This is a genomic window from Pandoraea sp. ISTKB (genome assembly GCF_001721285.1).
Classification (GTDB): Bacteria; Pseudomonadota; Gammaproteobacteria; order Burkholderiales; family Burkholderiaceae; genus Pandoraea; species Pandoraea capi.
In genome coordinates, this window is sequence record NZ_MAOS01000028.1 from 182,989 (window position 1) to 208,797 (window position 25,809).

At 63.5% G+C, this 25,809-nt stretch carries 25 protein-coding genes and 1 tRNA gene; 17 read left to right on the top strand and 9 right to left on the bottom strand.

Annotated elements, in window-relative coordinates:
* Window positions 1-125: 125 nt before the first annotated feature.
* Window positions 126-1,748: a restriction endonuclease gene (locus A9762_RS09530; RefSeq protein ID WP_069341791.1), complete on the bottom strand. Its 1,623-nt coding sequence runs from the start codon at window positions 1,746-1,748 to the stop codon at window positions 126-128.
* Window positions 1,749-2,115: 367 nt separating this feature from the next.
* On the opposite strand from A9762_RS09530, the gene A9762_RS09535 reads away from it, so the two are divergent.
* The 5 genes from A9762_RS09535 (at window position 2,116) to A9762_RS09555 (ending at window position 5,835) form a co-directional block, all read left to right on the top strand.
* Window positions 2,116-2,832 (top strand): phosphatase PAP2 family protein, encoded by a 717-nt coding sequence (locus A9762_RS09535; protein WP_069341792.1) that lies wholly within the window; start codon window positions 2,116-2,118, stop codon window positions 2,830-2,832.
* 139 nt (window positions 2,833-2,971) lie between these two features.
* A complete protein-coding gene (locus A9762_RS09540; protein WP_069341793.1) occupies window positions 2,972-3,733 on the top strand; it encodes a sulfite exporter TauE/SafE family protein in 762 nt (253 codons plus the stop codon).
* 63 nt (window positions 3,734-3,796) lie between these two features.
* On the top strand, window positions 3,797-4,519 hold the full coding sequence (locus A9762_RS09545; RefSeq protein ID WP_083253785.1) for a phosphoribosyltransferase: 723 nt from the start codon (window positions 3,797-3,799) through the stop codon (window positions 4,517-4,519).
* Window positions 4,520-4,709: 190 nt separating this feature from the next.
* A complete protein-coding gene (locus tag A9762_RS09550; protein ID WP_069341795.1) occupies window positions 4,710-5,240 on the top strand; it encodes a glycine cleavage system protein R in 531 nt (176 codons plus the stop codon).
* Window positions 5,209-5,835 carry an SRPBCC family protein gene (locus A9762_RS09555; protein WP_083253786.1) on the top strand — a complete coding sequence of 209 codons (627 nt, stop codon included), beginning with the start codon at window positions 5,209-5,211 and terminating at the stop codon, window positions 5,833-5,835. The genes A9762_RS09550 and A9762_RS09555 overlap by 32 nt, the downstream gene beginning before the upstream one ends.
* A gap of 113 nt (window positions 5,836-5,948) precedes the next feature.
* Here the strand turns inward: A9762_RS09555 and A9762_RS09560 are convergent, their stop codons facing one another.
* Window positions 5,949-6,707, bottom strand: coding sequence for an IclR family transcriptional regulator (locus A9762_RS09560; RefSeq protein ID WP_069341796.1), 759 nt, complete (start codon window positions 6,705-6,707; stop codon window positions 5,949-5,951).
* A 324-nt stretch (window positions 6,708-7,031) separates the two neighbouring features.
* On the bottom strand, window positions 7,032-7,949 hold the full coding sequence (locus A9762_RS09565) for an NAD(P)-dependent oxidoreductase (RefSeq protein WP_069341797.1): 918 nt from the start codon (window positions 7,947-7,949) through the stop codon (window positions 7,032-7,034).
* A gap of 287 nt (window positions 7,950-8,236) precedes the next feature.
* Here A9762_RS09565 and ybgC point away from each other — a divergent pair, with 287 nt between their 5' ends.
* From ybgC to A9762_RS09615, 10 genes are all read left to right on the top strand, one after another.
* Window positions 8,237-8,719 (top strand): tol-pal system-associated acyl-CoA thioesterase, encoded by a 483-nt coding sequence (ybgC, locus tag A9762_RS09570; protein WP_069341798.1) that lies wholly within the window; start codon window positions 8,237-8,239, stop codon window positions 8,717-8,719.
* A 39-nt stretch (window positions 8,720-8,758) separates the two neighbouring features.
* Window positions 8,759-9,433 (top strand): protein TolQ, encoded by a 675-nt coding sequence (tolQ, locus tag A9762_RS09575; RefSeq protein ID WP_044455157.1) that lies wholly within the window; start codon window positions 8,759-8,761, stop codon window positions 9,431-9,433.
* 21 nt (window positions 9,434-9,454) lie between these two features.
* A complete protein-coding gene (gene tolR, locus A9762_RS09580; protein WP_046291400.1) occupies window positions 9,455-9,889 on the top strand; it encodes a protein TolR in 435 nt (144 codons plus the stop codon).
* Entirely contained in the window at window positions 9,886-10,950 is a 1,065-nt protein-coding gene (tolA, locus tag A9762_RS09585) for a cell envelope integrity protein TolA (RefSeq protein WP_069341799.1), read from the top strand. The genes tolR and tolA overlap by 4 nt, the downstream gene beginning before the upstream one ends.
* Before the next feature lie 102 nt (window positions 10,951-11,052).
* Window positions 11,053-12,345, top strand: coding sequence for a Tol-Pal system beta propeller repeat protein TolB (gene tolB / locus A9762_RS09590; RefSeq protein ID WP_069341800.1), 1,293 nt, complete (start codon window positions 11,053-11,055; stop codon window positions 12,343-12,345).
* A gap of 30 nt (window positions 12,346-12,375) precedes the next feature.
* On the top strand, window positions 12,376-12,876 hold the full coding sequence (locus A9762_RS09595; RefSeq protein WP_069341801.1) for an OmpA family protein: 501 nt from the start codon (window positions 12,376-12,378) through the stop codon (window positions 12,874-12,876).
* Window positions 12,877-12,886: 10 nt separating this feature from the next.
* Window positions 12,887-13,630, top strand: a complete 744-nt coding sequence (ybgF, locus tag A9762_RS09600; protein WP_069341802.1) for a tol-pal system protein YbgF — start codon at window positions 12,887-12,889, stop codon at window positions 13,628-13,630.
* 321 nt (window positions 13,631-13,951) lie between these two features.
* Window positions 13,952-15,067 carry a YeeE/YedE family protein gene (locus A9762_RS09605; RefSeq protein WP_069341803.1) on the top strand — a complete coding sequence of 372 codons (1,116 nt, stop codon included), beginning with the start codon at window positions 13,952-13,954 and terminating at the stop codon, window positions 15,065-15,067.
* Window positions 15,068-15,173: 106 nt separating this feature from the next.
* A tRNA-Lys gene (locus A9762_RS09610) sits at window positions 15,174-15,249 on the top strand.
* Between the two features lie 228 nt (window positions 15,250-15,477).
* Complete coding sequence (locus A9762_RS09615; protein ID WP_069341804.1) at window positions 15,478-16,713, top strand: acyltransferase; 1,236 nt, start codon at window positions 15,478-15,480, stop codon at window positions 16,711-16,713.
* Window positions 16,714-16,733: 20 nt separating this feature from the next.
* Here the strand turns inward: A9762_RS09615 and A9762_RS09620 are convergent, their stop codons facing one another.
* Window positions 16,734-17,537 (bottom strand): inositol monophosphatase family protein, encoded by an 804-nt coding sequence (locus A9762_RS09620; protein ID WP_069341805.1) that lies wholly within the window; start codon window positions 17,535-17,537, stop codon window positions 16,734-16,736.
* An 81-nt stretch (window positions 17,538-17,618) separates the two neighbouring features.
* On the bottom strand, window positions 17,619-18,626 hold the full coding sequence (locus A9762_RS09625; RefSeq protein WP_371442696.1) for a phosphatidylinositol-specific phospholipase C: 1,008 nt from the start codon (window positions 18,624-18,626) through the stop codon (window positions 17,619-17,621).
* Window positions 18,627-18,757: 131 nt separating this feature from the next.
* On the opposite strand from A9762_RS09625, the gene A9762_RS09630 reads away from it, so the two are divergent.
* A complete protein-coding gene (locus A9762_RS09630) occupies window positions 18,758-19,786 on the top strand; it encodes a LacI family DNA-binding transcriptional regulator (RefSeq protein WP_069341807.1) in 1,029 nt (342 codons plus the stop codon).
* A 42-nt stretch (window positions 19,787-19,828) separates the two neighbouring features.
* Here the strand turns inward: A9762_RS09630 and A9762_RS09635 are convergent, their stop codons facing one another.
* Genes A9762_RS09635 through A9762_RS09645 form a run of 3 tightly spaced genes read right to left on the bottom strand, consistent with a single transcriptional unit; the run spans window position 19,829 to window position 22,917 of the window.
* Entirely contained in the window at window positions 19,829-20,752 is a 924-nt protein-coding gene (locus tag A9762_RS09635; RefSeq protein WP_083253787.1) for a carbohydrate ABC transporter permease, read from the bottom strand.
* An 8-nt stretch (window positions 20,753-20,760) separates the two neighbouring features.
* Window positions 20,761-21,633: a carbohydrate ABC transporter permease gene (locus tag A9762_RS09640; RefSeq protein WP_069341808.1), complete on the bottom strand. Its 873-nt coding sequence runs from the start codon at window positions 21,631-21,633 to the stop codon at window positions 20,761-20,763.
* Between the two features lie 27 nt (window positions 21,634-21,660).
* Window positions 21,661-22,917 (bottom strand): ABC transporter substrate-binding protein, encoded by a 1,257-nt coding sequence (locus tag A9762_RS09645; protein ID WP_069341809.1) that lies wholly within the window; start codon window positions 22,915-22,917, stop codon window positions 21,661-21,663.
* A gap of 303 nt (window positions 22,918-23,220) precedes the next feature.
* Here A9762_RS09645 and A9762_RS09650 point away from each other — a divergent pair, with 303 nt between their 5' ends.
* Entirely contained in the window at window positions 23,221-23,937 is a 717-nt protein-coding gene (locus A9762_RS09650) for a hypothetical protein (RefSeq protein WP_069341810.1), read from the top strand.
* 126 nt (window positions 23,938-24,063) lie between these two features.
* Here A9762_RS09650 and A9762_RS09655 read toward each other — a convergent pair whose 3' ends face one another.
* Window positions 24,064-25,629, bottom strand: a complete 1,566-nt coding sequence (locus A9762_RS09655; protein ID WP_069341811.1) for a NuoM family protein — start codon at window positions 25,627-25,629, stop codon at window positions 24,064-24,066.
* Window positions 25,630-25,809 lie beyond the last annotated feature (180 nt).

Consider the following 25,809-nt stretch of genomic DNA (forward strand, 5'->3'; position numbering starts at 1 on the left):
GGTCGGGTTGACGGTGCGTGCCTTGCATTCCATGCCTCGGGACATACGATCCTCCGTGATGTGAATGACGTGGGGTCAGGTCGGCCCACTATAGCAGGCCGCCCATCACGCAACCCGGACATCCCTCAAAACAGGACGGCGGTCGTATCGATCGTTTCCGGTATCACGACGCTCGCGTCGACGCCGGCATTCTCCTTGAGCAGGAACACGAGATGATGGCCGGAGAGCAATTCGATGCGCCGGTCGCGTGCGAACTCCTCGACGCCCTCGTCGAACTCGCCGGTCGTAATCAGCATGCCGCGCGCCGCGCCGATCTGCTGCATCTCGGCGAGCATGGCGCGGGCCACCGCGATCTCCAGTCGCGCCGTGCGGTCCATCACGCGGAAGATCTGGACGACGACATCGCCCCCGAAAATCGGATGCGGATCCCACGCGCGGCAGGTCAGCATGCCCTCCTGTTCGCCCGGCAACAGTGGCGGACCTTCAAAGCCATGCGAGCGCAGCAGATGGAACATCACCTGCGTGAAATCCTTGTCGCTGAGCGTCATCAGATTGAAGCGGCGATCGACGGCGACGTCGGCATCGGTGACGACCTGCGTCATGTCCACGCCCGCGACCGGCGTCACCGCGAGCAACGCTTCGGGACGCGTCGACACTCGTGCGCCGAGCGTCGCCAGATGTGTCGCGGCGTCCCCCTCCGTCAGCACGAGTGCCGCGAAGTCGGCACGCGCCACGTGCGCGCTTGCGAGGCAGACCCGCTCGTCCCCGTCGCTCGCATACACGTTGAAGACGATGGCGCCCACGTGACGCAGCGGGTCCGCCGAGAACAATTCATGGAGCGAGCGCAACACGATCTGGCGCAACGCACTGGCATAGACCTGCGCACGCTTCGCCTCCCCCGCCGGCACGCCTTGCACGGTCGCGTCCGCCGCGTTGTAGTGGTAGTCGAGGGCAATAGGCACGGCGGCATCAAGTGTCGGCACATCGTAGCCAATGGCCAGCAACTTGTGCGTCTCGACGTAATGCGCGGCGAGTGTCTGCGTGAAAGCTTCCGGATATGGGCTTCGGCTGAGCACGATGCGTGCATAGCCGGTCACGGCCGCCGCTTCGCCGCGCAGCAAAGCGCCCTCGAAGTCGGCCACCGCCGCGTTGTGACGCGCACTCTCGGCTCGCGCGGCCTCGGTGGCCTTTTGCTGCGCGATCTGGAGAATCATCGATCCTTGCGTGCGACGGATCTTCGATGCTTCGTACTCCCGTTCGGTATGCACGAATTCGCTGCGCGCCTTGGCGACGGCCTGCTCATAACGGCCCGACGCTCCCGGCATGGCCAGCGCCAACCGTCCCGGCTTTTCGGGCGCAAAGGCTTCCCACTCGGGTTTGGGCAGGACTTTCGGGAGATGGCGCGTGTCGAGCACCGGCGGCGTGTTGCGCGCCCGCAGGTCGGCCGGCGGAATACGCAGGTCGCGAGCAAGGCCGTCGGCCAGCAAACGCTCCAGCCTCGCCATTTCGAACTTGGCGCGAGCGCCCTGCGCAGCCGCCTCCGCCTGACGCCAGGCCAGATGCAGACGCTCGCCTGCCGCCGCGTCGCCCGCAGGCGCTTCTTCCCAGGCGCGCTGCGCCTGATCCAACGCACGGACTTCCGCCAGCGAACGCGCCTGCGATTGCGCGTGCTGCTGCTCACGCAAGTGCGCGGCGCGCCAGAACTCGCGCGCCAGTCGATCGATGATGCTCTCGAATCCCCGGTTCACTACTGCCCCCGCATGCAATTTTGATTTTGTTTTGTCCCGCGAACTACCATCCAACCCTATCCGACATTTATGTAGGGGACGATTGTAGGACGTTGCCCCACTTTGCCGCAAAAAAATCTTTGATTCTCAAGACATCCGGACATGTTGCGCATACAACGCTCCGTCCTTCGCCGTCATCAAATCGCCATCGCCGCGGCGCACGATGCGCACGACGGGCAAGCCGCCCGGTTCATCTGTCGAACCGCGCTCAACGCTGCGTGGATGTCCGGACTTTGGGATCGGGACATCCACCACGCGTCGATGACGACTACCATGACGCCGTCTCAACGCATGTCCGCATGCCCCCCCCATTTCCTGAAATCGCGTCATGACTGAACTCGCTCCGAACGCCGCGTCACCGACACCCCCATCCCCCCGGACCGCCCCGCCCCCGAACCCGACCTCCACGCCCTGCCTGCGCACCGCCCTGTGGAGCGCGCTGGGTTGCCTGCTGCTCGCGCTCGTTGCCATCCCCTGGGTCGACCGGCCTGTCGTCGACTTCGCCCATGCCCACACGCAGGGCACGCCCTGGATTCAGCACGTCGCCGAGCTGCCGGCGCCGCTGTTCGTGGCGGCATGGCCGGCGTTTCTGATCATCGGCGCAGTGCTGTTCTTCCGTCGTCGGCTGCCGTCGTGGGCCGTGTCGCTGTGGCTCGCAGCCGGCGCCGTCGGCGTGAGCAGCCTGGCGAAGCAGGCATTGAAATACGTCTTCGGCCGCACGTGGCCCGACACGTGGATTCATGAGAATCCGTCGTATCTGCGCGACGGCGTTTTCGAGTTCAAATTCTTCGCGAGCAACTACGCCTATGCGTCGTTCCCGTCGGGACACCTCACCGTGATGCTCGCCTTCACGACCGTGCTCGCGCTGCGCCACCGCGTGCTTCGCGTGCCTTGCGCGATCGCCATTGCGCTCACGACTTTCGGCCAGCTCGCCTCCGCCTATCACTGGACGAGCGACGCGCTGGCGGGTGCCGCACTGGGCATCACCGTCGGCGCATTGTTCGTGGCGGCGTGGCAGTGCTGGCAGGCCGGACATCACGCCTGAGTCGTCAATGACCGGTGCATAGGGTCGCGGTGGGCCGCCCCAGCAGGGCGACCCACCTGCCATACGCATCGTCAGAAGCACGGCGCCCGTTCATCTCGCGACGGGATCGCCGCATAATGTCGGCGGAAAACAAGAAACCATGACCGTCGATCCCTCGCTTCATCTCGTTCCCCTGATTCTCGGCGCCTGCATCGCCGGCTTCGTGCAAGGCCTGTCGGGCTTCGCCTTCAGTCTCGTCGCCCTGTCCTTCTGGGCGTGGTCGCTGCCGCCCACGCTGGCGGGTCCGCTCGCGGCTTTCTGCTCCCTCATCGGTCAGTTGCTCGGGTTGCGGGCCGCGCGTCGCGCCGTGCCGTTGAGCCGACTCGCACCTTTCGTGCTTTGCGGTCTGGTCGGCGTGCCTGTCGGCGTGTGGATCCTGCGCTACCTCGATCCGGTGTGGTTCCGGGCGGGCATCGGCGCGATCCTCGTGGTCTACTGCACGCTGCTTTTGCTGGCTTCGCGCCTGCCACGCATTCAACACGGCGGACGCGCAGCAGATGGCGTCGTCGGCTTCATCGGCGGGGTGATGGGCGGCATCGGCGGGCTCGTGGGCGTGGTGCCGACGCTGTGGTGCACGCTGCGCGGCTGGGACAAGGACATGCAGCGCGCCGTGATGCAGATCTTCTTCATCGTGATGCACACGCTGACCATCACGCTCTACGCCGTACATGGCGTGATCACGGCGCAGACGCTGCACGTCTTCGCCATTGCCGTGCCCTCGATGATCCTGCCCACACTTGCGGGCGCATGGGCCTTCCAGTTCCTCTCGGATCATGCCTTCCGACGCATGGTGCTCGCGCTGCTGGCCTGCTCCGGCGTGACGCTGCTCGTCGGGACGTTGCCGGAACTGTTCTCGCGCTGAAGGCATCCCGGCCAAGCCAGCGCAAACGGGCATCAGGGTCCGGCGTTAGGATGGCGATTGTGGATGGGAAACGTCCCAGCCGCGCTCGCCAACTCACCCGCGGGCTTGCCCCCGCCCCTTGCCATGGCTGCCGTTGCCTCGTTTCTCGACCGTGCTGCCGCAGGCAATGCGCTGGCCGAAGTCCTCGCCGGCCATGAACTGCTCGCGCGCTGCGCGCCGCCGCTTGTCCTTGCCATTCCGCGCGGCGGCGTACCGGTGGCCATGCCCATCGCGCGTCAGTTGAACGGCACGCTCGACGTCCTGCTCGCGCACAAGCTGCGCGCACCCCATCAGGCCGAACTGGCGGTCGGCGCGGTCGATGAGTTCGGCGGCATCTTCCTTGCCGATCATGCGCTCTCGCTCGGCGCGACCGGCACGTACCTCTCGCATGAAAGCGCGCGGCAGCGCGCGTTGATCCAGCAGCGGCGCCAGGCCTACACCCCGGGACGCGGTGCGCCGCACGTGGCGGGGCGTCCGGTCGTGCTGGTCGACGACGGCATCGCGACCGGCGCCACCATGACAGCGGCGCTGCGGGCGATGCGGCGTCTGGGTGCGACGCCACTCGTCGCATGTGCGCCGGTCGGGGCGCGTGAAGCCATCGCCCGTCTCGCCACGCTCGCCGACGCCGTCGTCTGCCTCGAAACCCCGCAACCGTTCTATGCCGTCAGCATCGCGTACAGCGACTTTGCGCAGACGGACGACGCGACCGTCATTGCGCTGCTCGCCATGGCGGCGGACCGCCCCTGATGCGTCGTCGGCCCCTGCCTGCGAGGGGCATCGTCGCCAACCACCCGCACCAGCGATAGCGCTCACGCCAGCCGTAGCGGCACACCCTGCGATTGCACTACACTTGAGCCTGCTGCACGCCACGGCCCACGCCGGGGATTCACGTGCGGCCTGCGCCGCCTCTTGCCCATCAGTTTCGACGGAGCTTGTGATGACGACGTCCCTCATTCTCAACGTGATTGGTCCGGATCGCCCCGGTCTGGTCAATGCCATTGCCGATCGCGCCACCGCTGCCGGCGCCAACTGGCTCGAAAGCCGTCTCGCCAATCTTGCCGGCCAGTTCGCCGGCATCATCCATCTGCAAGTGCCGGACAATCAGGCCGACGCGCTCACGCAAGCCATGCACGGGCTGGAGACGCAAGGCCTGCAAATCTCCGTGACGCGGGCGCAAAGCGCCGCCGCCGATCCGGCAGCCCGCATGCTTCAGCTCGATCTGGTCGGCCAGGACCACCCCGGTATCGTCAAGGAAATCTCTCACGTGCTCTTCACGCGCGGCATCTCCATCGACGAACTCGCGACGGAATGCGTCGAGGGGTCGATGTCGGGCGGCACGCTCTTTCGTGCGACCGCGCGGCTTCATGTGCCCACCAGCGTGAGCACCGAGTCGCTGCGCGAAATTCTCGAAAGCCTTGCCGACGACCTGATGGTCGATGTCGAACTCGATTCGCCTGCCGGTGCGTGAGCGCGCACCGATGAAGCGAGCCTTCCTGATTCTGCTGGGGGCGGTGGCGATCATCGCCCTGCTCTCGTTGCTGCCGCTGCCGTTCGAGCGCAAGACCCACGTCGTGAGCGTGGCCACGTTGCGCGCGCCCCCGCAAGCGGTCTACGACTACGCCACCACACCGGCAAACTGGCCGAAGTGGCATCCGGCGTCGCTGGCTGTGCAAGGCGAAACTGATCATCCGCTGAAGCTCGGGGATGAAGTGGCCGAAGAGTTCCGGCTCGCGGGCCGTCACGGCATTCTTCACTGGAGAGTGGTCGAGGCGAAGCCGCCGTACGAATGGCGTATCGAAGGCGAGATGAACCGACGCCCGTCGGGAGAAGTGCGCTACAAGATCACCCCGGACGGCACCGGCACCCGCTTCGAGCGCGACTTCATCTATCGCACGCCGAATCTGCTGTTCCTGATTCTCGATCCGATTTTCATCGGACCGCGCATGCGCGCCGAATCCGCGCAGGGCGCGAAGCAGCTCGAACAGATCTTCGAAGCGCTCACGCCGGCCGATCCCTCTCCGCCGTTACCGGCATCGCGCGAGGGTGCAGCGACGGTGCAGTGACGCAATAACGTCGTAACGCGGACGCGGCGCACCGATGGCGTGGCGCAGGCATCGGCACAGTCTTCACCGTGCCGGCACCCAGCCTTCTGCGACGCCGTGTCGCTGACGCGTTCTTACTCGTTGAAGGTTGCCGCCATCGTCTCGGCGGCGTCCCGGAGTTCGGGCAGGAAGGTCATGAGCTTGTCGAGCGTGCAGTGCTGCGCGCTCGCCTGCACCGCGATGGCGGCGCACGCACGATTGCGATCGAGCATCACCGGTACGGCTACTGCGATCATCCCCGGCACGTGCTCCTCGTTGTTGGTCCCCACGCGACGCTTGCGTGTCTCGCCCAACTCATCGCGCAAGTCTTCCAGGTCGGTGATGGTGTTCTCCGCGCGCGGTCGCAGCGGCAGGTGCGCGATCAGCTTCTCGCGTCGCGCCCGGGGCAGGAAGGCGAGCAGCAACTTGCCGCTGGCCGTGCAGTGCAACGGCACGCGCGAGCCGGGCGACAGCTTGAGCTGGCGCGACCAGTCGGTCTCTACGCGGTCGAGGTAGACGAGGTCGTCGCCCGAGAGCATCGACAGATTGCAGGTTTCCCCGAGCTTGTCGACCAACTGCTGAAGCACCGCATGACGGGCTGCCGCCGGCCCCACGTGCATCAGGGCATTGACGGCCATCGCCCGTACCCGCGACGACGGCTCGTAGTGACGGCTCCCCGCCTCGCGAGTGACGAGCCAGGCGGCTTCGAGCTGTTTGAGAATGCGATGCACCGTCTGCTTGGGCAGACCGATCGCGGCGACAATCTCCGCGAGTGTCATCGGCGCGCCAGAGGCGCTGAGAATTTCCAGAATGCGAAATGCGCGGACGGCCGCGGCGTTCGACTGATTGCTCATGTCGGTTGGATCTCGGGTTCGAGTTGTGTTCTAGATCGTTATCGATCGCGGCGGCCTCCCTACACTCCTACGTCGACACGCCACCGCCCCAGCCCGCTCCCAAGCTGCCACGCCGCCGTGCCGCCGCGCCATATCACCGCGACGTCCCGTTTTCCGCATTCTAGTGCGAATCGTCTATTCCGACGATTGCAGACAAACCCGGAGATATTTCGAATATTTGATACCTCAGCCGCATAAACAAAGGCGGGCGGACGGGGCCGGCACATTGCCGTCCACCGCCCGCCCGCCTTCGCGGGTTCCGACCGATGTGTGCTTACAACGGGCTTATGCCTTGCCCGACAACACGCGCAGGCGGTGAATCAGGCTCGACGTGTCCCAGCGCGAACCGCCCAGCGCCTGAACGTCGCCGTAGAACTGGTCGACGAGCGCCGTGACCGGCAGCGAAACGCCGTTACGCTGCGCTTCGGCCAGACACAGCCCGAGGTCCTTGCGCATCCAGTCGACGGCGAAACCGTAATCGAACTTGCCGTCGATCATCGTCTGACCGCGGTTATCCATCTGCCAGCTCGCGGCCGCGCCCTTGTTGATGACGTCGAGCACCAGCGGCATATCCAGCCCGGCGCGCTGGCCGAAGTTGATCGCCTCCGACAACCCCTGCACCAGACCGGCGATGCAGATCTGATTGACCATCTTGGCCAACTGACCGGCACCGGCCTCGCCAATGCGGGTGACGGCACGCCCGTACGCGCCGAGCGTGGCCGCCACGCGGTCGAACGCCGGCGCATCGCCGCCGCACATGATCGTGAGTACGCCGTTCTTCGCGCCGGCCTCACCGCCCGAGACCGGGGCGTCGACGAAGTGCAGCCCCTTCTCGCGGGCGACGGCATAGAGTTCGCGTGCCACATCGGCCGAGGCGGTGGTGTGATCGACGAAGACGGCATCCGCCTTCATCCCGGCAAAGGCACCATGCTCACCGAGCACGATGCTGCGCAGGTCATCGTCGTTGCCCACGCAGGCGGCGACGATGTCGGCGTCGCGCACCGCTTCAGCCGGCGTGGCCGCAGCCGCGCCACCGTATTCCTTGGCCCATTGCTGTGCCTTCGCAGCCGTGCGGTTATAGACCGTGACGGTATGACCGGCGCGTTGCAGGTGACCGGCCATCGGATAACCCATCACGCCGAGACCGAGGAAGGCGACGCGAAGGGAGACGGGCGCGGAAGATTGCGTTGTGGGGGAAGTCAATTCAGGGGCCTCGCAGGTGGATGCATGGTGTGAGGCCGCAGGGCACGCACTGCGTCGTGTGCACACGGCGGTCTCGTCTGAAATACAGGGGGCTTGCGAGCCGTCATTATAGAGACGGGCCACGCTCTCACGCCAGCGCAATCCCCCGTCAGACGGGGCATCGGCGACGTTTCGCCCCAGTTTGGTGCGCCACTGGGGTTTCAATAATCGCTCGTAAACAATTCATTGTCCCGCCGGTTTGAAAAATTGTGTTTCCGTGACTGGCGTTACTGCTCCGTTCCGATACAATGCGCGGCATGGCTGATTTTGATACCAGTTGGTCAATTCGCGTTTACTACGAGGACACCGACGCCGGAGGCGTCGTCTTCTACGCCAACTATCTAAAATTCTTCGAACGGGCCCGAACCGAGTGGCTCCGTTCGCTTGGCATCGAGCAACTTGAACTGGCCCGCAATACCGGAATGATCTTTATTGTGCGCGCCACGGCACTCGATTACCTGAGCCCTGCCCGCCTCGACGATCTCGTTGTCATCAAGAGCCGCATCGAGCGCGTGGGCGGCGCCTCCGTCGACTTCCTCCAGGAAGCCTGGCGCGACGCCCCCGACGGCACCAGCGAACTGTTGGCGCGCGGCAGCATCAAAATCGGCTGTGTGACCGCGCAGACGTTGCGTCCCGGCAAGATTCCGCCACACGTTCGTCTCGCCATGCAGTCGGCCGCCACGGCGGCCAACGCCCTGGCCCAGGCGCCTGCCCGCCCGGCAGCCGCCTGAAGCCAGGGATAAAAATTCCGGTCAGTCAATAACCACACCATGCCCGATCAAGACCTTTCCATCATTTCGCTGGTCATGCATGCCAGCGTGCTCGCCCAGGCAGTCATGGGCCTGCTGCTGCTGCTCTCGCTGCTTTCGTGGACGCACATTTTCCGCAAGATCTTCGCGATCCGGCGCGCCCGCACCCAGACCGAGCGCTTCGAGCGTGATTTCTGGTCGGGCGGCGATCTTCAGGCGCTGTATCAGAGCGCCCTGAACAACCGTCATCAGACGGGCTCGCTCGAACGCATTTTCGAATCGGGCATGCGCGAATACATCAAGGCGAGCGAAAAGGGCCTGAACGATCCGCACGCGATTCTCGACGGTGCACGCCGCGCGATGCGCGCTTGCTATCAACGTGAAATGGACGCGCTCGAAGCCAATCTGCCGTTCCTCGCGTCGGTCGGTTCGGTCAGCCCGTACATTGGTCTGTTCGGGACGGTGTGGGGTATCATGAACGCATTCCGCGGCCTCTCGAACGTGCAACAAGCCACGCTCGCCAATGTGGCGCCGGGCATTGCGGAAGCGCTGGTGGCCACGGCCATCGGTCTGTTCGCCGCTATCCCTGCCGTGGTTGCCTACAACCGCTTCGCCACCGACATCGACCGGCTGTCGATCCGCTTCGAAAGCTTCATCGAAGAATTCTCCAACATCCTGCAACGGCAGATTCACTAAGCACTCCGGGAGCGCCGAGACATGGCAGGTTCTATGCGCAACGCTCGCCGCGGCCGTCGCGCCATGGCGGACATCAACGTCGTGCCGTACATCGACGTGATGTTGGTGCTGCTCGTCATTTTCATGGTGGCGGCCCCGCTGGTCGCGCCGTCGATCGTCAATCTGCCGAGCGTCGCCAACGCGAGCCCGCAGCAGCAGACGCCGCCGGTGGTCGTCAATATCGAAGCGGACAATCGCATGCTGGTGCGCTACAAGGATGGTGAGAACACCATCGAGCAGCGCATGAGCGCGGGCGATCTGACCGGGTTCCTGCAAGGCCGTCAGGCCGCGAACCCGGATCAGCCGGTCGTCATCGCCGCCGACAAGTCGGTGCGGTACGAAATCGTCATGAACGTGATGTCCGATCTCAAGGCTCAGGGCGTGAAGCGCGTGGGCCTGCTCGTCAAGCAGAAATGAGTCGCACCGTCGCCCGTCAGGGCCGTCCCGATCGTCCCATCGGTCCGCACAACAGCGAGCGCGGCACGGGGCGGGCTTTCCTCCTCGCGCTGCTCATGCACGCGCTGTTGTTCGCGCTGCTTTTCTACGGCATGCGCTGGCAGAACAGCTCGCCTGCCGGTTCCGAAGCGGAGTTGTGGACGCCCACCGAAGTGGCCGAACCGACCCCACGGGTCGTGACGCCGCCGCCCACACCGGCGCCGCCGGCCGTGGCCGCCCCCACGCCGCCGGACGAAGACGCCGACATCGCCCTCCAGCAGAAGAAGCGCAAGCAGGAACAACAGGCCGCCGAACAGGCGCGCCTGCTCGAAGCGCAGCAGGAAAAGGCCCGTCAGGAAGCGCTCAAGCAGAAGCAGCTCGCCGAGCAACAAGCCGCCGATCTCGCGCGCAAGAAGGCCGCGGACGACGCCGCTCGTCAGCAGAAGCTCGCCGACCAGAAGAAGGCCGATGAGCAGAAAAAGGCGGACGAACTGAAGCGTCAGAAGGAAGAGGACGCCAAGAAGGCAGAACAACTCAAGCAGCAGCAACTGGCAGACGCGCAGAAGAAAGCGGATGCCGAGAAGAAGGCTGCGGAAGACAAGGCCGCCAAGGCCAAGGCAGCCAAGGAAGCGGCAGCGCAGAAGGCGGCGGACGCCGCACGCGCCGAGCGTCTGGCGTCGTTGCGCGGCATGGCGACCGGCACGCCGGGCGCCAACGGTAACGGGCTGGGTACGCAGGCTGGCGGCACGGGCGCCGGGGCCGGCGGCACAGGTACGGCCGGTTATGCGGAACGTGTTCGCGCCAAGGTCATGCCGAATATTGCCTATGCCGGCGATACGACGGGCAATCCGCAGGCGATCATTGCTGTGCGCATCGCGCCCGACGGCAGCATTCTGTCGATGCAGCTGACCAAGTCGAGCGGCAATCCGGCCTGGGACGCCGCCGCGATGGCCGCCATCAAGAAATCAGACCCGTTGCCGCGCGGTATCGACGGCAAAGCCCCGCCCCCGACCCTCGACATTCGCCTCAGACCGAAGGGATGAGGAATGTTGTCAAACGGGAACGAAAACCGAGCGTTGCAAGTCCATTTTCACTTGGATGTGGTAAAAATGCCCCTTGCACCGCGTAACTGACTAATCGAACGCATGCGAATTTCCAGTCAATATGCATGGCGTGCGCTGGTGGCCACCTGGCTCACTGCGGCTTGCACGATCGCCCATGCGCAGACCCCGCTTACCGTCGAGATCAATGGCGTCGGTACCAACCGCTACCCGATCGCGGTGTCGAACTTCAAGGGCACCGCGCCGACGGACATCGTCTCCGTCGTCAAGGCTGACCTGAGCAACAGCGGCCGCTTCAACCAGATCGACACGGGCGGTGCAACCGTCGGTGTCGACGATTCGGTCGATCTCGGCACTTGGCGGGCGAAGGGTGCGAACGCATTCGTCTCCGGCACCATCGTTCCCCAGGGCAACGGCAACTTCCAGGTCAGCTTCCGTCTCTACGACGCCGTGAACGGTCAACCGCTCGGCGGGCTGGCCCTCACCTCGTCGCAGGCGAACCTGCGACTGACCGCGCACAAGATCGCCGATTACATCTATCAGAAGCTGCTGGGCGACCGGGGCGTGTTCGCCACGCGTCTGTCGTACGTGCTGCATAACGGCCCGAACTACCAGTTGCAGATTTCGGATTCGGACGGTCAGGACGCGCGCGTCGCGCTCAACAGCCGCGAGCCGATCATCTCGCCGGCCTGGTCGCCTGACGGCACCAAGGTGGCGTACGTCTCGTTCGAAAAGCGCAAGCCGGTCGTGTACATCCACGATCTGCCGACCGGCCGCCGCGCCGTGCTGGCCAACGAGAAGGGCAACAACTCGGCACCGTCGTGGTCGCCGGACGGCAGCAAGCTCGCCGTGGCCCTCTCGCGTGACGGCAACACGCAGATCTATCAGGTCAACGCCAATGGCGGTGGCCTCAAGCGTCTGACGCGCAGCGGCGCGATCGACACCGAACCGCAGTATTCCCCGGACGGCAAATGGATTTTCTTCACGAGCGATCGTGGGGGTGGTCCGCAGATCTACAAGATGCCGGCCGGTGGCGAGAGTGAAGGCGGCGCGCAGCGCGTCACCTTCAAGGGGAGTTACAACGTCAGCCCGCGAATCAGTCCCGACGGCAAGTTGCTCGCGTTCATCGCGCGTCAGGGTGGCGGATTCAAGCTGTGCGTGCAGGATATGAGTACTGGCGATGTTACGGCTCTGACCGACACCAGCCACGACGAGTCACCGAGTTTTGCCGCAAACGGCAAGTACATTCTCTATGCAACGCAATCGGGGGGCCGAAAGGTCCTCGCGGCAGTCTCGGTGGACGGGCAAACCCGGCAGATTCTTCAGGTTCGGGGAGGGGAAGTTCGCGAACCCTCCTGGGGCCCTTTTATGCAATAACATCAACAGCAACATCACTCGGAGGCTCACATGAGTTCCCTGCTTCGTAATATCCTCGCCATCTCTTCGCTGGCCGCTCTGGCCGCTTGCTCGTCGGGTGTGAAGCTTGACGACCAGGCTAACGCCAACAAGGGTCAGACCACGACCGACGCCCGCGCTGTCGCCCCCGTCGACGCTTCGGCCGACGAACTGAACAACCCGAACGGCCCGCTCGCCAAGCGCAGCGTGTACTTCGGCTTCGATTCGTACAACGTCGATTCGCAATACACCCCGCTGCTCCAGGCACACGCCGGCTTCCTGGCCAAGTACTCGCAACGTCACGTGCTGCTCCAGGGCAACACCGACCCGCGCGGTACGAGCGAGTACAACCTGGCCCTGGGTCAGAAGCGTGCTGAAGCCGTGCTGAAGGCCATGACGGCGCTGGGCGCCAACACCAACCAGATGGAAGCCGTGTCGCTGGGCAAGGAAAAGGCTACGGGTACCGACGAAGCCACCTGGGCGCAAGACCGTCGCGTCGATCTGGCTTATTGATTGAATCGTCATGACGTCTCGTTTGCTTAAAAACATGATCTGCGCGGTGACGCTCGGCACTTCGGTGCTGAGCCCGCTCGCGCATGCCGGATTGTTCGACGACGACGAGGCGCGCAAAGCGATCCTCGATATCCGCAGCCGTCTGGATTCGGACAAGCAGCGGATCGAGGGGCTCACGCGCAACGTGCTGGATTTGAACAACCAGATCCAGCAGTTGCAACGTGATCTGGCCGACCAGCGCGGCCAGAACGAGGATCTGAAGAACCAGCTTGCGAACCTGCAACAGAGTCAGAAGGATTTCTACACCGACCTCGATGGTCGTCTGAAGAAATTGGAACCGCAGCAGATGACCGTCGGCGGCGTGACAGGCACCGTCCAACCGGGCGAGAAAGATGTCTTTGACGCCGCGCTGACGAAATTCCGCAACGGTGACTACAAGGGTGCGCAAACGGATTTTCGGACCTTCTCGGCGAAGTATCCCGCCAGCCCGTATCAACCCGAAGCACAGTTCTGGCTTGGCAATGCGCAGTACGCCAACAAGGATCTGAAGGGGTCGACTGCGACGCTGCAAGGGATCGTGACGAAGTACCCGACGAGCCCGAAGGCTGCCGAGGCCATGCTGGCAATTGCCAGCAACCAGGCGGAATCCGGGCAGACTGCGGCAGCGAAGAAAACGTTGCTGGATTTGGTGGCCCGGTACCCGGACAGCGAATCGGCAGCGGAGGCCAAGAAGCGTGCGGCCAAGCTGAAGTAAGACGCCCTGCGGGAGGTTGCGCGAACCAATCTTCCGTATGAGGTCACTCGTCAAACGAACGACGCCGCCTTTGGGCGGCGTTGTCGTTTCTGGCGTCTCGCGAGACCTCAAGTAGAATACGGACTTTCCAAACGTTCGAGGCGCAGCGTCTCAGGGGATGCGTGTGGGCGCACAGTCGCCGGCACGTCACGGCGACCGCACCCGCGATGTGATCGTGCACTGGCTGCGCGGCACGTCTGATAACAACAAAGCCGGTGGCGCCCCGCTGCCCGCGACAATGCATCGAACGGCCGGGCACGGCCGCTATCGTCTTCTCGCCTCATGACCGACGTCGATCTCACCGCCCTCTCCCACACTGTCGTGTGGCTCACCTTCGGCCTGGCCTTCGTGTTCGGTGCCGTGCTCCAGCGCACGCACTTCTGCACGATGGGTGCGCTGTCCGATATCGTCAACATCGGCGACTGGAACCGCATGCGCATGTGGTGGCTGGCCATCGGTGTCGCCACTATCGGCACCGGCGTCATGGCGTCGCTTGGCATCATCGATCCGGTCAAGGCGATTTACACCACGCCACGCTTCACGTGGCTGTCGTATCTCGTTGGTGGATGGTGTTTCGGCGTGGGTATGGTGCTGGCCTCCGGGTGCGGCAGCAAGACGCTGGTGCGGATCGGCGGCGGCAATCTGAAGTCGCTGCTCGTCTTCGTGATGATCGGCGTATCGGCGTACATGACGCTCAAGGGCTTGTTCGCCGTGTTCCGTGTTGCGGCGCTCGACAGCGTGCAAACGACATTCGCCACGTCGCAGGATCTGCCGACGTTGCTGGGTGGCCTGTTCGGTGGCGATGTGCACCGCGCGCAGCTCATCCTCGGTCTGGTGATCGGCGGCGCGTTCGTGATTGCGGCTGTCGTGCGTCGTGAGTTCTGGACGTTCGACAACTTACTCGGCGGATTGGTCGTGGGTGCGATCATCGTCGCGCTCTGGTATGTGTCGGGCAAGATCGGTTACGTGGCGGAGAATCCGAACACGCTCGAAGAGAGTTTCGTCGCGACGAACTCGGGCAAGATGGAAGCCCTGTCGTTCGTCTCGCCGTTGGCCTACACGCTGTACTGGCTGATGATGTGGAGCGACACGAGCAATGTCATCACGCTGGGGATTTCAAGCGTGCTGGGCGTGATTGCCGGATCGTTCCTGTACGCACTGGTGTCGCGCAACTTCCGCTGGGAAGGTTTTCAGGGAACGGAAGATACGGCGAACCACATGGTTGGCGGCGTGCTGATGGGTTTTGGCGGTGTGACGGCGTTGGGCTGCACCGTGGGTCAGGGGTTGTCGGGCGTGTCGACGCTGGCGATCGGGTCGTTCGTCGCGATTGCGGCGATTCTGGCGGGCGGCGTCTGCGCGTTCAAGTATCAGATGTGGCGCATTGAGCGCAGCGTTTGAGCGAAATTCGCGCGCAACTGCGTGAAAAGCCCCGGAAACGGACACATCTGCGTCACAGAAGTCTTGACACCATAACGACTGCGACGCTATAATCTTTTTCTTCGTTGGGTCGTTAGCTCAGTTGGTAGAGCAGCGGACTTTTAATCCGTTGGTCGCAGGTTCGAATCCTGCACGGCCTACCAGAATACAGAAGGGGTTGCGAGAAATCGCAACCCCTTTTCGTTTTCCGCAATCCCCCACCACCCTCCTCTACTCCCCGCCTGCGATCGCCCCACGATCGTTCGCGACCATCGCCATACTCGTCGTCCTCTCGTAGACACAGGCATGGGCCTACGGCCTCGACAGCCTGAAAGCGGCTGCCGTATGATTCGGCCAAGGAAGATAATTCCGGATCTAAACCTCACAAGCCCATGAAATATAACGATATTCCAGCGCTTACCGGTCTTAGGTTCTTCGCCGCTTTCGCGATTGTCATGGACCACCTGTGGCCGGTCGTGATGAAGTTGAAACCCGCTATCCCAGCCCCCGAGCCATTTCATCAGCTGGCCTATCTGGGCATGTCGCTTTTCTTCGTGCTCAGCGGATTCATTATTCATTACAACTATTCGACGCTTATCGGTTCGGCACGCGGTCTGTATAACTTCGCCGTCGCGCGCTTCAGTCGGCTGTATCCTTTGCTCCTCGCGCTACTGGTCTACGACGTGGTGTGCGGCAACTTCTTTCTGAACAGCAGTCCTCTGGAGCGCCAGCCTTATCTGGAGGCGCTGCCGTACATGGTGGCAGGTGTGCAAAGCTGGGTGTATGGATTCGTGGGTAATCACCCCATCGCTTTCCCATTCCATTACACGCACGTCTTGTGGTCTATCAGCACCGAGTTTTTCCTGTACCTCATATACCCGGCTGTTTGCGCTGCGATGCTTTTGTCGAAGACGCCGAAGGGCGCGGCATATGTGGCTATCGGGGCCTGCCTGGTGGGCACCTTTGTGCTCTCATGGATCAGCAAGAACAGCGCAACAATCGATGCGTTCGGCGCGATGCTGGGCGTTATCGAGAATCCGAATGCAAGCCCCGCCACGCAGTTCTCGGCATGGTTCAGTTACATTGCGCCCTACCCTCGCGCTCTGGAGTTTCTTACGGGAAGCGCTATTGCCCAAGCGCATATGATGCTTGGGCAACATCCGAAGGGAACTGGCGAGCGCTGCATCGCGCGCATCGCGGTAGTCGCCACGACCGCCTACATCGCGATGTTCGTGCTGAAGTTTCAAATCGACAATCCATGGATCGTTGAGGCCATTAGCGCTATTGGCCTGCTTCCCGCCATCGCCATCATCATTTTCTGCTGCGCTCGCTATGACGTGAAACTGCTGTCGTGGGCACCGATTGTTGCGCTTGGAGAGGCAAGTTACTCGATGTATTTGCTGCACCTCGTGATCATCGAGAAGTCAGCACCAACCGCGTTCGTGGAGCCGACGAACGCCAACATCCTGATTTTGAGCGGCCGAGTGATAGTGATTCTCGGTGCTATCGTTGTGGTATCACTCGGCACCCATCGCTACTTCGAACAGCCCGCGCGTCGTTTTCTTCGCAAACGACTCTCCGTACGTCAGACCGCTAACAGGCTCGGCAGCACAGAATATTCCCGCTGACGGTCACAGCACTTGTCACGTCACTGCACCGTCCGGCTATACCCCCTGAGCATCGGCACCATCTCGTCGTACACGGCGGGGTTCGCGGCCACGATTTCGCCCAGATGCAGGAAGGCGTCGCCGCCAGCGTAGTCGCTGACGCGACCGCCCGCTTCCGTGATCAGCAGACTGCCCGCCGCCATGTCCCACGCGTTCACGCCCTGCTCGAAGAAGCCGTCCAGGCGCCCGGCTGCGACGTTCGCCAGATCCAGCGCACATGCCCCCGGGCGACGCAGCCCCGCACACGCTCCGCTCATCTCCACGAACAACCGCGTGTAAGCCTCGACATCGTCCGTCTCGCGGAACGGGAAGCCCGTACCGATCAACCCGTCGGCCAACTGCCCCTGTCTCCCAACGCGAATCGGCTGCTCGTTCAGAAACGCACCGCCCCCGCGCGTCGCCGTGAACAGCTCGTTGCTGTTCGGGTCGTAGACCACCGCGTGCGTGACCACGCCGCGATACGCCAACGCAATCGACACGCAGTAATACGGGAAGCCATGGATGAAGTTCGTCGTGCCGTCCAGCGGGTCGATGATCCACTGAAATTCGGAATGCCCCTCCGCGCCCGCCGACCGCCCCGACTCTTCAGCCAGAATCGCGTGATCCGGATACGCCGCCCTCACCGTTTCGATGATCGCGGCTTCCGACGCCCTGTCCACCTCGGTGACGAAATCGTTGTGCTGCTTCTTGCTCACGGTGAGCCGATGACGTTCGGCCGACGCGCGATGGATGATCTGTGCAGCGCTGATAGCGGCGTTGACCGCGACATTAAGCATGGGGTGCATGGAACGAAATCCTGATGAAGCACGGCCGCACGGGCCGTCTGATAGACGAAATTACGTACGACTGGAGACCACGACACCGCGTCACGACGTCCCCGGACATGAAGCCTCACCACTCACCGATACCTCGCGCCAACGCGTCGCGCTACCCGCATCGTCGGTGTTGCCATCCTCCCGCGCATCGCTCGCGCTACGGGCATCGCAGACATCTCCGGCATTGCGCGCCACCAACGCCCGAACCAGCGACCAGTCCGCGTGCTCGCAAAAGTCGATCATCATCGTGCCGCACGGCCCGCAATAGCCGTCGAGACGCGCCGTCAACATGTCGTTGATCCCCCGCTGTTCGGGCCGCGCACCGCCGCACGCCACGCGTAAGGGGTTCGCCCCCATGCCGGTGCCGCTGCAAAAATTGATCACCCAATGCGTGGCGGCCATCGCTTCAGTGCGCGTCAGCAACGCGTCGATCTGGCGAAACTTGTAATCGATGGCGGCCTCGACCGGCACACGATATTCGTCCTGAATCGAGAACGACGCCCCTGCCCGCCCGATATCGAACGTCTCGTTGTCCGGCCATTCGGTGAGATCGATGCCGAGCGGCGTCGCACTGGCGAAGCGGCGCAGCAGCACGATCGAGCCTCTGACATCTCCCAGACGCGGTATCGTGTCACCCAGAAACCAACGAACGTGCTCCGCATAGCGCTCGACATACGACGCAAAGGTCTGCGCGAAGCTGCGCGTACAATGCCGGTCGCCGCACTCGTCCTTGACGGACATCACGATGCACTCGCCGGGATACCTCGCGAAAAACGCCGCACAGGTCGCCAGAACATCGTCGAACATCAGCCACAACGGAATTCGCTGGTGATTGATGTGAAAGACGTCGTCCTCGTGACGGCAGCGAATGTCGAGCACCCGGACGCCGCACGCCAACTGCACGGCCAGACTCGCACCCTGTGTCCTCGCCAACGCGTCGTCGACGGTGTAAGCGCAGGTATCGTGGCTACCGGGCAACGTCAGACGATGCAGCGCGATGTCGTCGGGCAGCCGCGTCATCCAGTCGGCCGTTTCGTTGGGTGTGCTTGCTGTCGTCAAACCATGTCCTGCCATCGTCGTGAAGGGAGATTCGCGTGTTACGGTGATGTCTTGCTGGTTCGTCATCTTCTTGCCCTTTTCTTCGGGCACGCTGCGCGAAGCAAGCTTTGCGTCCCCTCACCCGCCACGCCATGCCGAAGAAACAAACGTCCTGGGTCACTGCCGCCGATGTCGCGCGCCGCGCCGGCGTATCGCGTTCTGCCGTATCGCGCGCCTTCTCGCCGACTGCCAGCATCGCGCCCGAGACACGAGAGCGCGTGATGGAAGCCGCCCGCACGCTCGGCTATCAGGTCAATCTGATCGCCCGCGAGATGATCATGCAGCGAAGCAGCATGATCGGCGTCGTCACCGCAGGGTTCGAAAACCCGTTCCGCGCCAAACTCCTCGCGCAGATCATTGCCGCCCTCGGGCGCCATAAGCTCACCCCCATCGTGGTGAACGCCGAAGATCCGGTGCAGATTCAGCAGTCACTCGACATGCTCCTGAGCTACCGGATCGGCGGCATCATCATGACGTCTGCCTCGCCGCCACTCGGGCTCGCCCGTCAGTACCTCGAAGGCGAGATCCCCGTGGTGATGATCAACCGCGCGTCCAATCTGCCCGGTGCCGACGTCGCCGTCAGCGACAACGCCGCAGGCGCGACACTGGCGGCAAGCATGCTGATCGACGCCGGTGCGACGCGGCTGGCCTTCGTCGGCCCGACCAAACCCAGTTACAACGGCAAGGCGCGCTGCGCCGGTTTCCTGCGCGCCACGCGCCAGTTCGCCGCCGCCGACGACGCCCTCGCGCACCCGGTCGAGACACACAGCACCCCGGCCGACACATACGAATGCGGTGTCGCCGCCGCGCACGCACTGCTGAGCCAGACCGTTCGCCCGGATGGCGTCTTCTGCTCGTCCGACCTGCTGGCACTCGGCTTCATCGACACCGCGCGCCGCCATTACTCGATGCGCGTGCCGGAAGACATTCGCGTCGTGGGCTTCGACGACATTCCCGCCGCGGGTTACGACAACTATCGGCTCACCACCATCGCGCAAGACACCTACGCGCTGGCGGACACCGCGACCGACCTGCTCATCGACCGGATGAACGCGTTCTCCGGCGCCTCCCGAACACGCGTCGTGCCGGTCACCCCCGTCGTGCGCGAGAGCTGCGGCTGAGCACCGTCCAGCCTGCGCCGTCGCGCATGGATCACCTATCGATCACTTCAATCCGCCCGAAAACCCGTGCAGCAGATAACGCTGCACGTATCCGGCGACAGCCAGTGTGGGGAGCGACGCGATCATGCCCACGCTCATCAGATCGCCCCAATCGATGCCGTTTTCCGTCACATAGCCCGCGACCGCGAGAGGCAGCGTGAATCGACTCGGCGACGAGACGAACAGCAGCGCCAGCAAGAACTCGTTCCACGCGGCGATCAGCACGAAAATCGCCGTCGCCACCAGTCCCGGCGCGCAAAGCGGCAGCATGATGTGCACCAGCCGCTGGAACAGCCCGGCACCGTCGATGCAGGCCGCTTCGTCGTAGTCGACCGGGATCTCCCGCACGAACGAGAGCAACATCCAGATCGCCAACGGCAGCGTGTAGACCTGATAGGCAAGCATCAGCCCCACCTCTGAATCGAGCAGATGCAGTGTCTTCGCCAGCGAAAACAGCGGCACGGCGACGGTGATCGGCGGCATCAGCTTGACCGCGAGCACCAGCATCAGGAACACCACATCGAGCCGCCCCGGAAAGCGCAAGCGCACCAGCGCATAGGCCGCCGGGAACGCCAGCGTCAGCGATAGCAGCGTCGTGCCTGCGCTGACCAGCAGCGAATTGAGTACCTGACGACCGATGCCACTCTCCCAGACCGTCTGGAAGTGCTGCAACGTCGGCGCGTGCGGCCATAGCGCGAGCGGATTGTCGAGACGCTCCAGCGACGGCGTGAACGCCGCCCCCAACATCCAGACGCAGGGCAGCAGCATGAGGACCAGCGCGGCGATGCGCAGCGTCCAGAGCGCCGTGCGTTGCCCGGCTCGACTGAATGCCGCCGAAGCCACCGAAGCCGGCGAGGTGAGCACGGCAGACGTCGCAGAGGCGGACGACACAGTGGCACCGGCAACCGGTGCATCACTGCGATTCATGACCTGACTCATCTCGCCCCCGGCTTACGGATCGACAACCACACGTTCACCGAGACCAGCCCGGCCGCCACCAACAGCATCAACACCGATGCCGCGCTCGCCGGCCCCACGCTGAAGAATCGAAAGCCCGTGTCGTAGACGTAGGTCGACAACGTCTGCGTCGCGTTGCCCGGACCACCGCCGGTCAGCGCATAGACCTTGTCGAACAGCTTGAACGTATCGATCGAGCGCAGCAGCAGCGCGAGCACGAACTGCGGCACCAGCAGCGGCAACGTGATGTCGCGCAGGCACTGCCACTCGCTCGCCCCATCGGTACGGGCCGCCTCGTAGAGTTCGGGATCGATGGACTGAATGCCCGCGAGAATGATGAGAAACGCCATGGGCGTCCATTGCCAGACGTCGACGAGAATGAGCGACCAGATCGCCAGCCCCGGATCGGACAACCACTGCACGCCTGGCAGGCCGAACTTCGCGAGCCCGGCATTCAGGAAGCCACCGAAGTTCAGCCAGTTTCGCCAGATCGCCGAGCACACCAGCGTCGAGAGCATCATCGGCAGAATCAGCAGCGGCATGACGAAGCGCCGCCCGCGAAATGCCCGCGAGAACAGCAACGCCAGCGCACCACCGAGCACCACTTCACACACCGACGCCACGACCGTGAAGTGCATCGTGTTGAAGAAGCTGGCCGAGAAGTTGTCGTCGGCGAGCACCGTGCGATAGTTCGCCAGCCCGGCGAACGCCCGACGCCCCGACGCGTAGTCGACGTTGAAGAACGAATCGGCCAGCACTCGCAGCACCGGGTATAGCGCCAGCACACCAATGACGAGTAACGCCGGCCCTACGAGCCAGACCAACGGCAGCCAGCGACGCACAGCATTCATGGAATCGTCGAAGTCCGTATCGCGTCGTTAATTGACCGCAGTGGCCGCAGCCGTGAGCACCGGCGCGATCTTCTGCGACGCCTGACGCAGCGCGGCTTCCGGCGTGAGCTGGCCCGTCAGCACGAGTTGCAGCGCATCGCCCAGCAGGCTCTCGATCTGCTCCCAGTTCTTCACACGCGGACGCGCACGCCCTGCCTCCAGCGCCTTGAGCTGATCCGGATACCAGCGGAACTGCTTCACGAGCGCGGCGTCTTCGAACACGCTCTTGCGGGTCGGCGGAATGCCCATCGCCGCCAGACGCGTTTGCGTCTCGCGCGACGTCAGATACGCCAGGAAGTCCTGCGCAAGTGCGGCGTGGCGGGCGTCCTTCGGGATCGCCATCTGCCAGATGCCGAGCATCGGCGCCGGCCCCTTCACCTGTCCCGGCGGCGCCTGCAAGGCCACTTCGCCCACCACGCGCGATTGCTTCGGGTCGTCGAGCGCCGGCACCCAGGCCGGCCAGACTTCGATGGCTTGCGCAGCAGCGCCCTTTTGCAGCGCATCGCGCACTTCGGCCGCGCCGTACACGGCGACGTCCTTCGGCGCGTAGGCCTTGAGCGAGACAAACATCTTCAACGCCGCGAGCGCCTGCGGCGAATCGATGACGGCGCGACCGTTGGCGTCGATCACGTCGCCGCCATACGCCCACAGGATGGGCAGGAAGCCCGTCACGACCGGATTGCCCTTCGTGCCACGGAACACGACGCCCGACACACCGGTGTCTGCCGCAGTGGTCTGCGCGATCTTGAGCACGTCGTCCCAATTGCGCGGGGCTTGCAGCTTGTATTTGGCAAGCAGATCGCGGCGATACGCGAACATCTCGACGTTACCGACCACCGGCAGTGCATACAGACTGCCGTTCGGTGCCCGGCCCAGCGCAACGGTCGAGGCGACCATATCGGCGTCGACGAGCGTGGCGGGCAGCGGCTTGAGCCAGCCGTTCGCCATGAATTCCGGAGACCACGTGTCGTCCATCATCACCAGATCGTAAGCGCCCGTGGCCTCACGCATCGACAGCTTGAGCTTCTGATAGAGGTTGGCGTTGGGCAGCTTCAGCAGTTCGATGTCGGCATCGGGATGCTGCTTCTTGAAGCCCGCGACGGCCTCGGTAAGGCCTTTGCCATAGATGTCGTCGCGACCGGCGATCACGAGATCGGCCGCGCCGGCGCTCGTCGCCACGGTGAACAGGCTGACGGTAGCGGCGACGGCAAGGGACACAGCGCGCAGACGGGTGAACAGTTTCATGCGATCTCTCACGGGCTCTAACGGCGATTACGGAACCAGCGGCTCTGTCGAACATCGATTGCACACGTGTGCAAGATCGACACAGAAAAAGGCCACTGGCATGGCACGAGCGTCATTCTGGCGAGGGATCGTTAAAGAATTGTGGCAACCACCGCGCGCGCGTTCGCTAAAGTTTCCCGCCCACGTGCCGAAGTAATGTTTCACGCCCCAAAAAGTTGAGGATTGCGTCAATGTCTGCGAGGCCTGGCGTCACGCGACCGAAAGACTGGGGGATGACATGCGTAACACGGGGAGAAACGCAAAATGTTGGTGAAGACCGTTCTGGGCACGCTCGTGGGCGTGGCAATGGTTCACGCGGCGTGTGCCGAAGATGCGAAAGACTGGATTACCGTCGCGGAAACGTCGAAGTCCGTCTGGCAGGCACAACCGGGCAGTGGCTCGCTGTCCAATGTCGATGGCAGGAAGAACAACGGCTACAAATACCTCTATCAGATCAAGAACAAGGCGAAGAGCACTTATGAATACGGACAGGCCGTTGTGCTGCTCGACGCCTGCCGCAAAGGCTATGGCTTCGTCTACTACAACGGTATGGAAGGCCAGTTCCTGAGCAAGGACCAGTTCGTGCGATTCGGCCCCACGGTGGCCGACAACATCGGATCGACGGCCTGTCTGGCCTGGGACGGCGAAACGGGCAAGGCATCGCTCGTGCAAAAGGACGACGCCTGGACTTTCGTGGCGTCGGTGAAGTCGTCGGGCAACAAGGTGTATCTGAAGCGCGACACGCGTCACAAGCGAAACTTCAAGGGCAAGCCGTCGGTGACGATCCTTTCGCGCTTCGACAATCTGCGCGAAAACACCTTCGAGTACACCGAACTCGTCATTGCATCGGCCGATTGCGACCGCGGTTTCGGTACCCTCTACGAACTGAATTTCGACGGCGGGATTTCAGACAAGTGGGATATCGCGCTCAACGGGAACTCCGTGGCGTCTGCCATGGGTGATGCGGTTTGCGCCAAGTGAGGAAACTGACAGCCGATCTCTCGCGAGCCGTTTGGGGATTTCACGGGCAGTGAAAAAAAGCAGCCCGTAATGCAAAAACAGGTGTCACGTTAAAACGGACACCTGTTTTGTCTTGCTCAGATCCGGTCAGGCATCCGGACGCGAGCCCTTCACCGTTGCGGCCGCATGTCCTGCCGCATCGCCATGGCGACGCCCCGCCATCTCGCTGCTGCCCGGGTCGCCCGCCGGCAGACGATGGTTCTCGATGTCCTGCACGACCTGAATGGCTGTGGCGTCGATGCCGTCGGTGAGCGGTTTCGGATCGAGGCCGATGCCGAGCACCATCACCGCCATCGCGCCCAGCAGCGCGAATTCGCGGCGACTCAGATCCTTGAGCGACGCGACACGCTCATTGCCCACCCGACCGAAGATCACGCGCTTGTACATCCACAAGGTGTAAGCCGCGCTCAGCACCAGCGTGAGCGACGCCAACGCACCGATCCAGAAGTTGGCCTTGATCGCACCCATCAGCACGAGAAACTCGCCGACAAAACCCGACGTGCCCGGCATGCCGACGTTCGCCATCGAGAACAGCATCGCGAACGCCGCGAAACGCGGCATCGTGCTCGCCACGCCGCCGTAACCGTCGATCGAGGCGCTGCCGGTGCGGTCGTACAACATGCCCGTGCACAACAGCATGGCGCCCGACACGATCCCGTACGAAATCATCTGCATCACCGCGCCGTCGGTTCCCATCTCGGAAAAGAGGAACAGGCCGAGCGTGACCAGCCCCATGTGCGCCACGGCCGAGTACGCCAGCAGCTTGCGCAGATCCGTTTGCACCAGCGCCACCAGACTCGCGTAGATCACCGCGACGAGCGACAGCACGACCATCAGCGGGGCGAGGAAGTGACTGGCGTCCGGCAGCAGCGGGAGGTTGAAGCGCAGCAAACCGTAGCCGCCCAGCTTCAGCATGCCGAGCATGACGGCCGCGCCCGTCGGCCCGTCGAGGTGAACTTCCGGCAGCCACGTATGCACGGGCCACATCGGCACCTTGACGGAGAACGCCGCGAGAAAGCCGATGAAGAGCATGACCTGCACCGCGAGCGGCAGGTGCAGCGTCTGCCAGCGGGCCATGTCGAAGCTCTGCGTCTGCATGTACAGATAGAGCATCGAGACCAGCATCATCAGCGAGCCCGTCAGCGAGAAGAAGAAGAATTTCACCGCCGCACGCGTGCGGTTCGCCCGGCCGTACACACCGATGAGCAGATACAGCGGCAGCAACGTCGCTTCGAAGAACACGAAGAACAGCATGCCGTCCTGCGCGGAGAACACGCCCTGCATCAACCCCGAGAGGACGAGGAAGCTACCGAAGTACGCGCTCATGCGCGTGGTCACGGCGCGCCACGACGCCAGCACCACGATGATCGTGGTCACCCCGGTGAGCGCCACGAGCCACAACGAAATGCCATCGATGCCAACGTGCCACGAGGCGTCGAACGAATCGATCCAGCGAAAACGCTCGACGAATTGCAGACTGGAGACATGGGTCTGAAACCCGCGCACGAGCGGCACGAGCGGTGCCGCCGAAATCACCGCGGCGCCAAGCGATGCCCAGCGCACGGCATTGGGGTAGCGATCGCGGCCAAGCAGCATGACGAGTGCGCCAGCCACGATAGGAAGCCAGATCAGGAGGGACAGGATGGGAAACATTGGGGGTCCTGGTGTGCCGCAACAAAAATCGAGCGCAAATGCGCAACGTCGACGCGGCCAGGGACGAACCTACCCCGCGCGTGTCACATAGCGTGAAACGCGAGAATCAAGGCAAGACAATGCCTGCGGGAGGGGACGCCGGGCGCGGGGGCGTCAACGAAGGTGGCAAGCATACGCGTC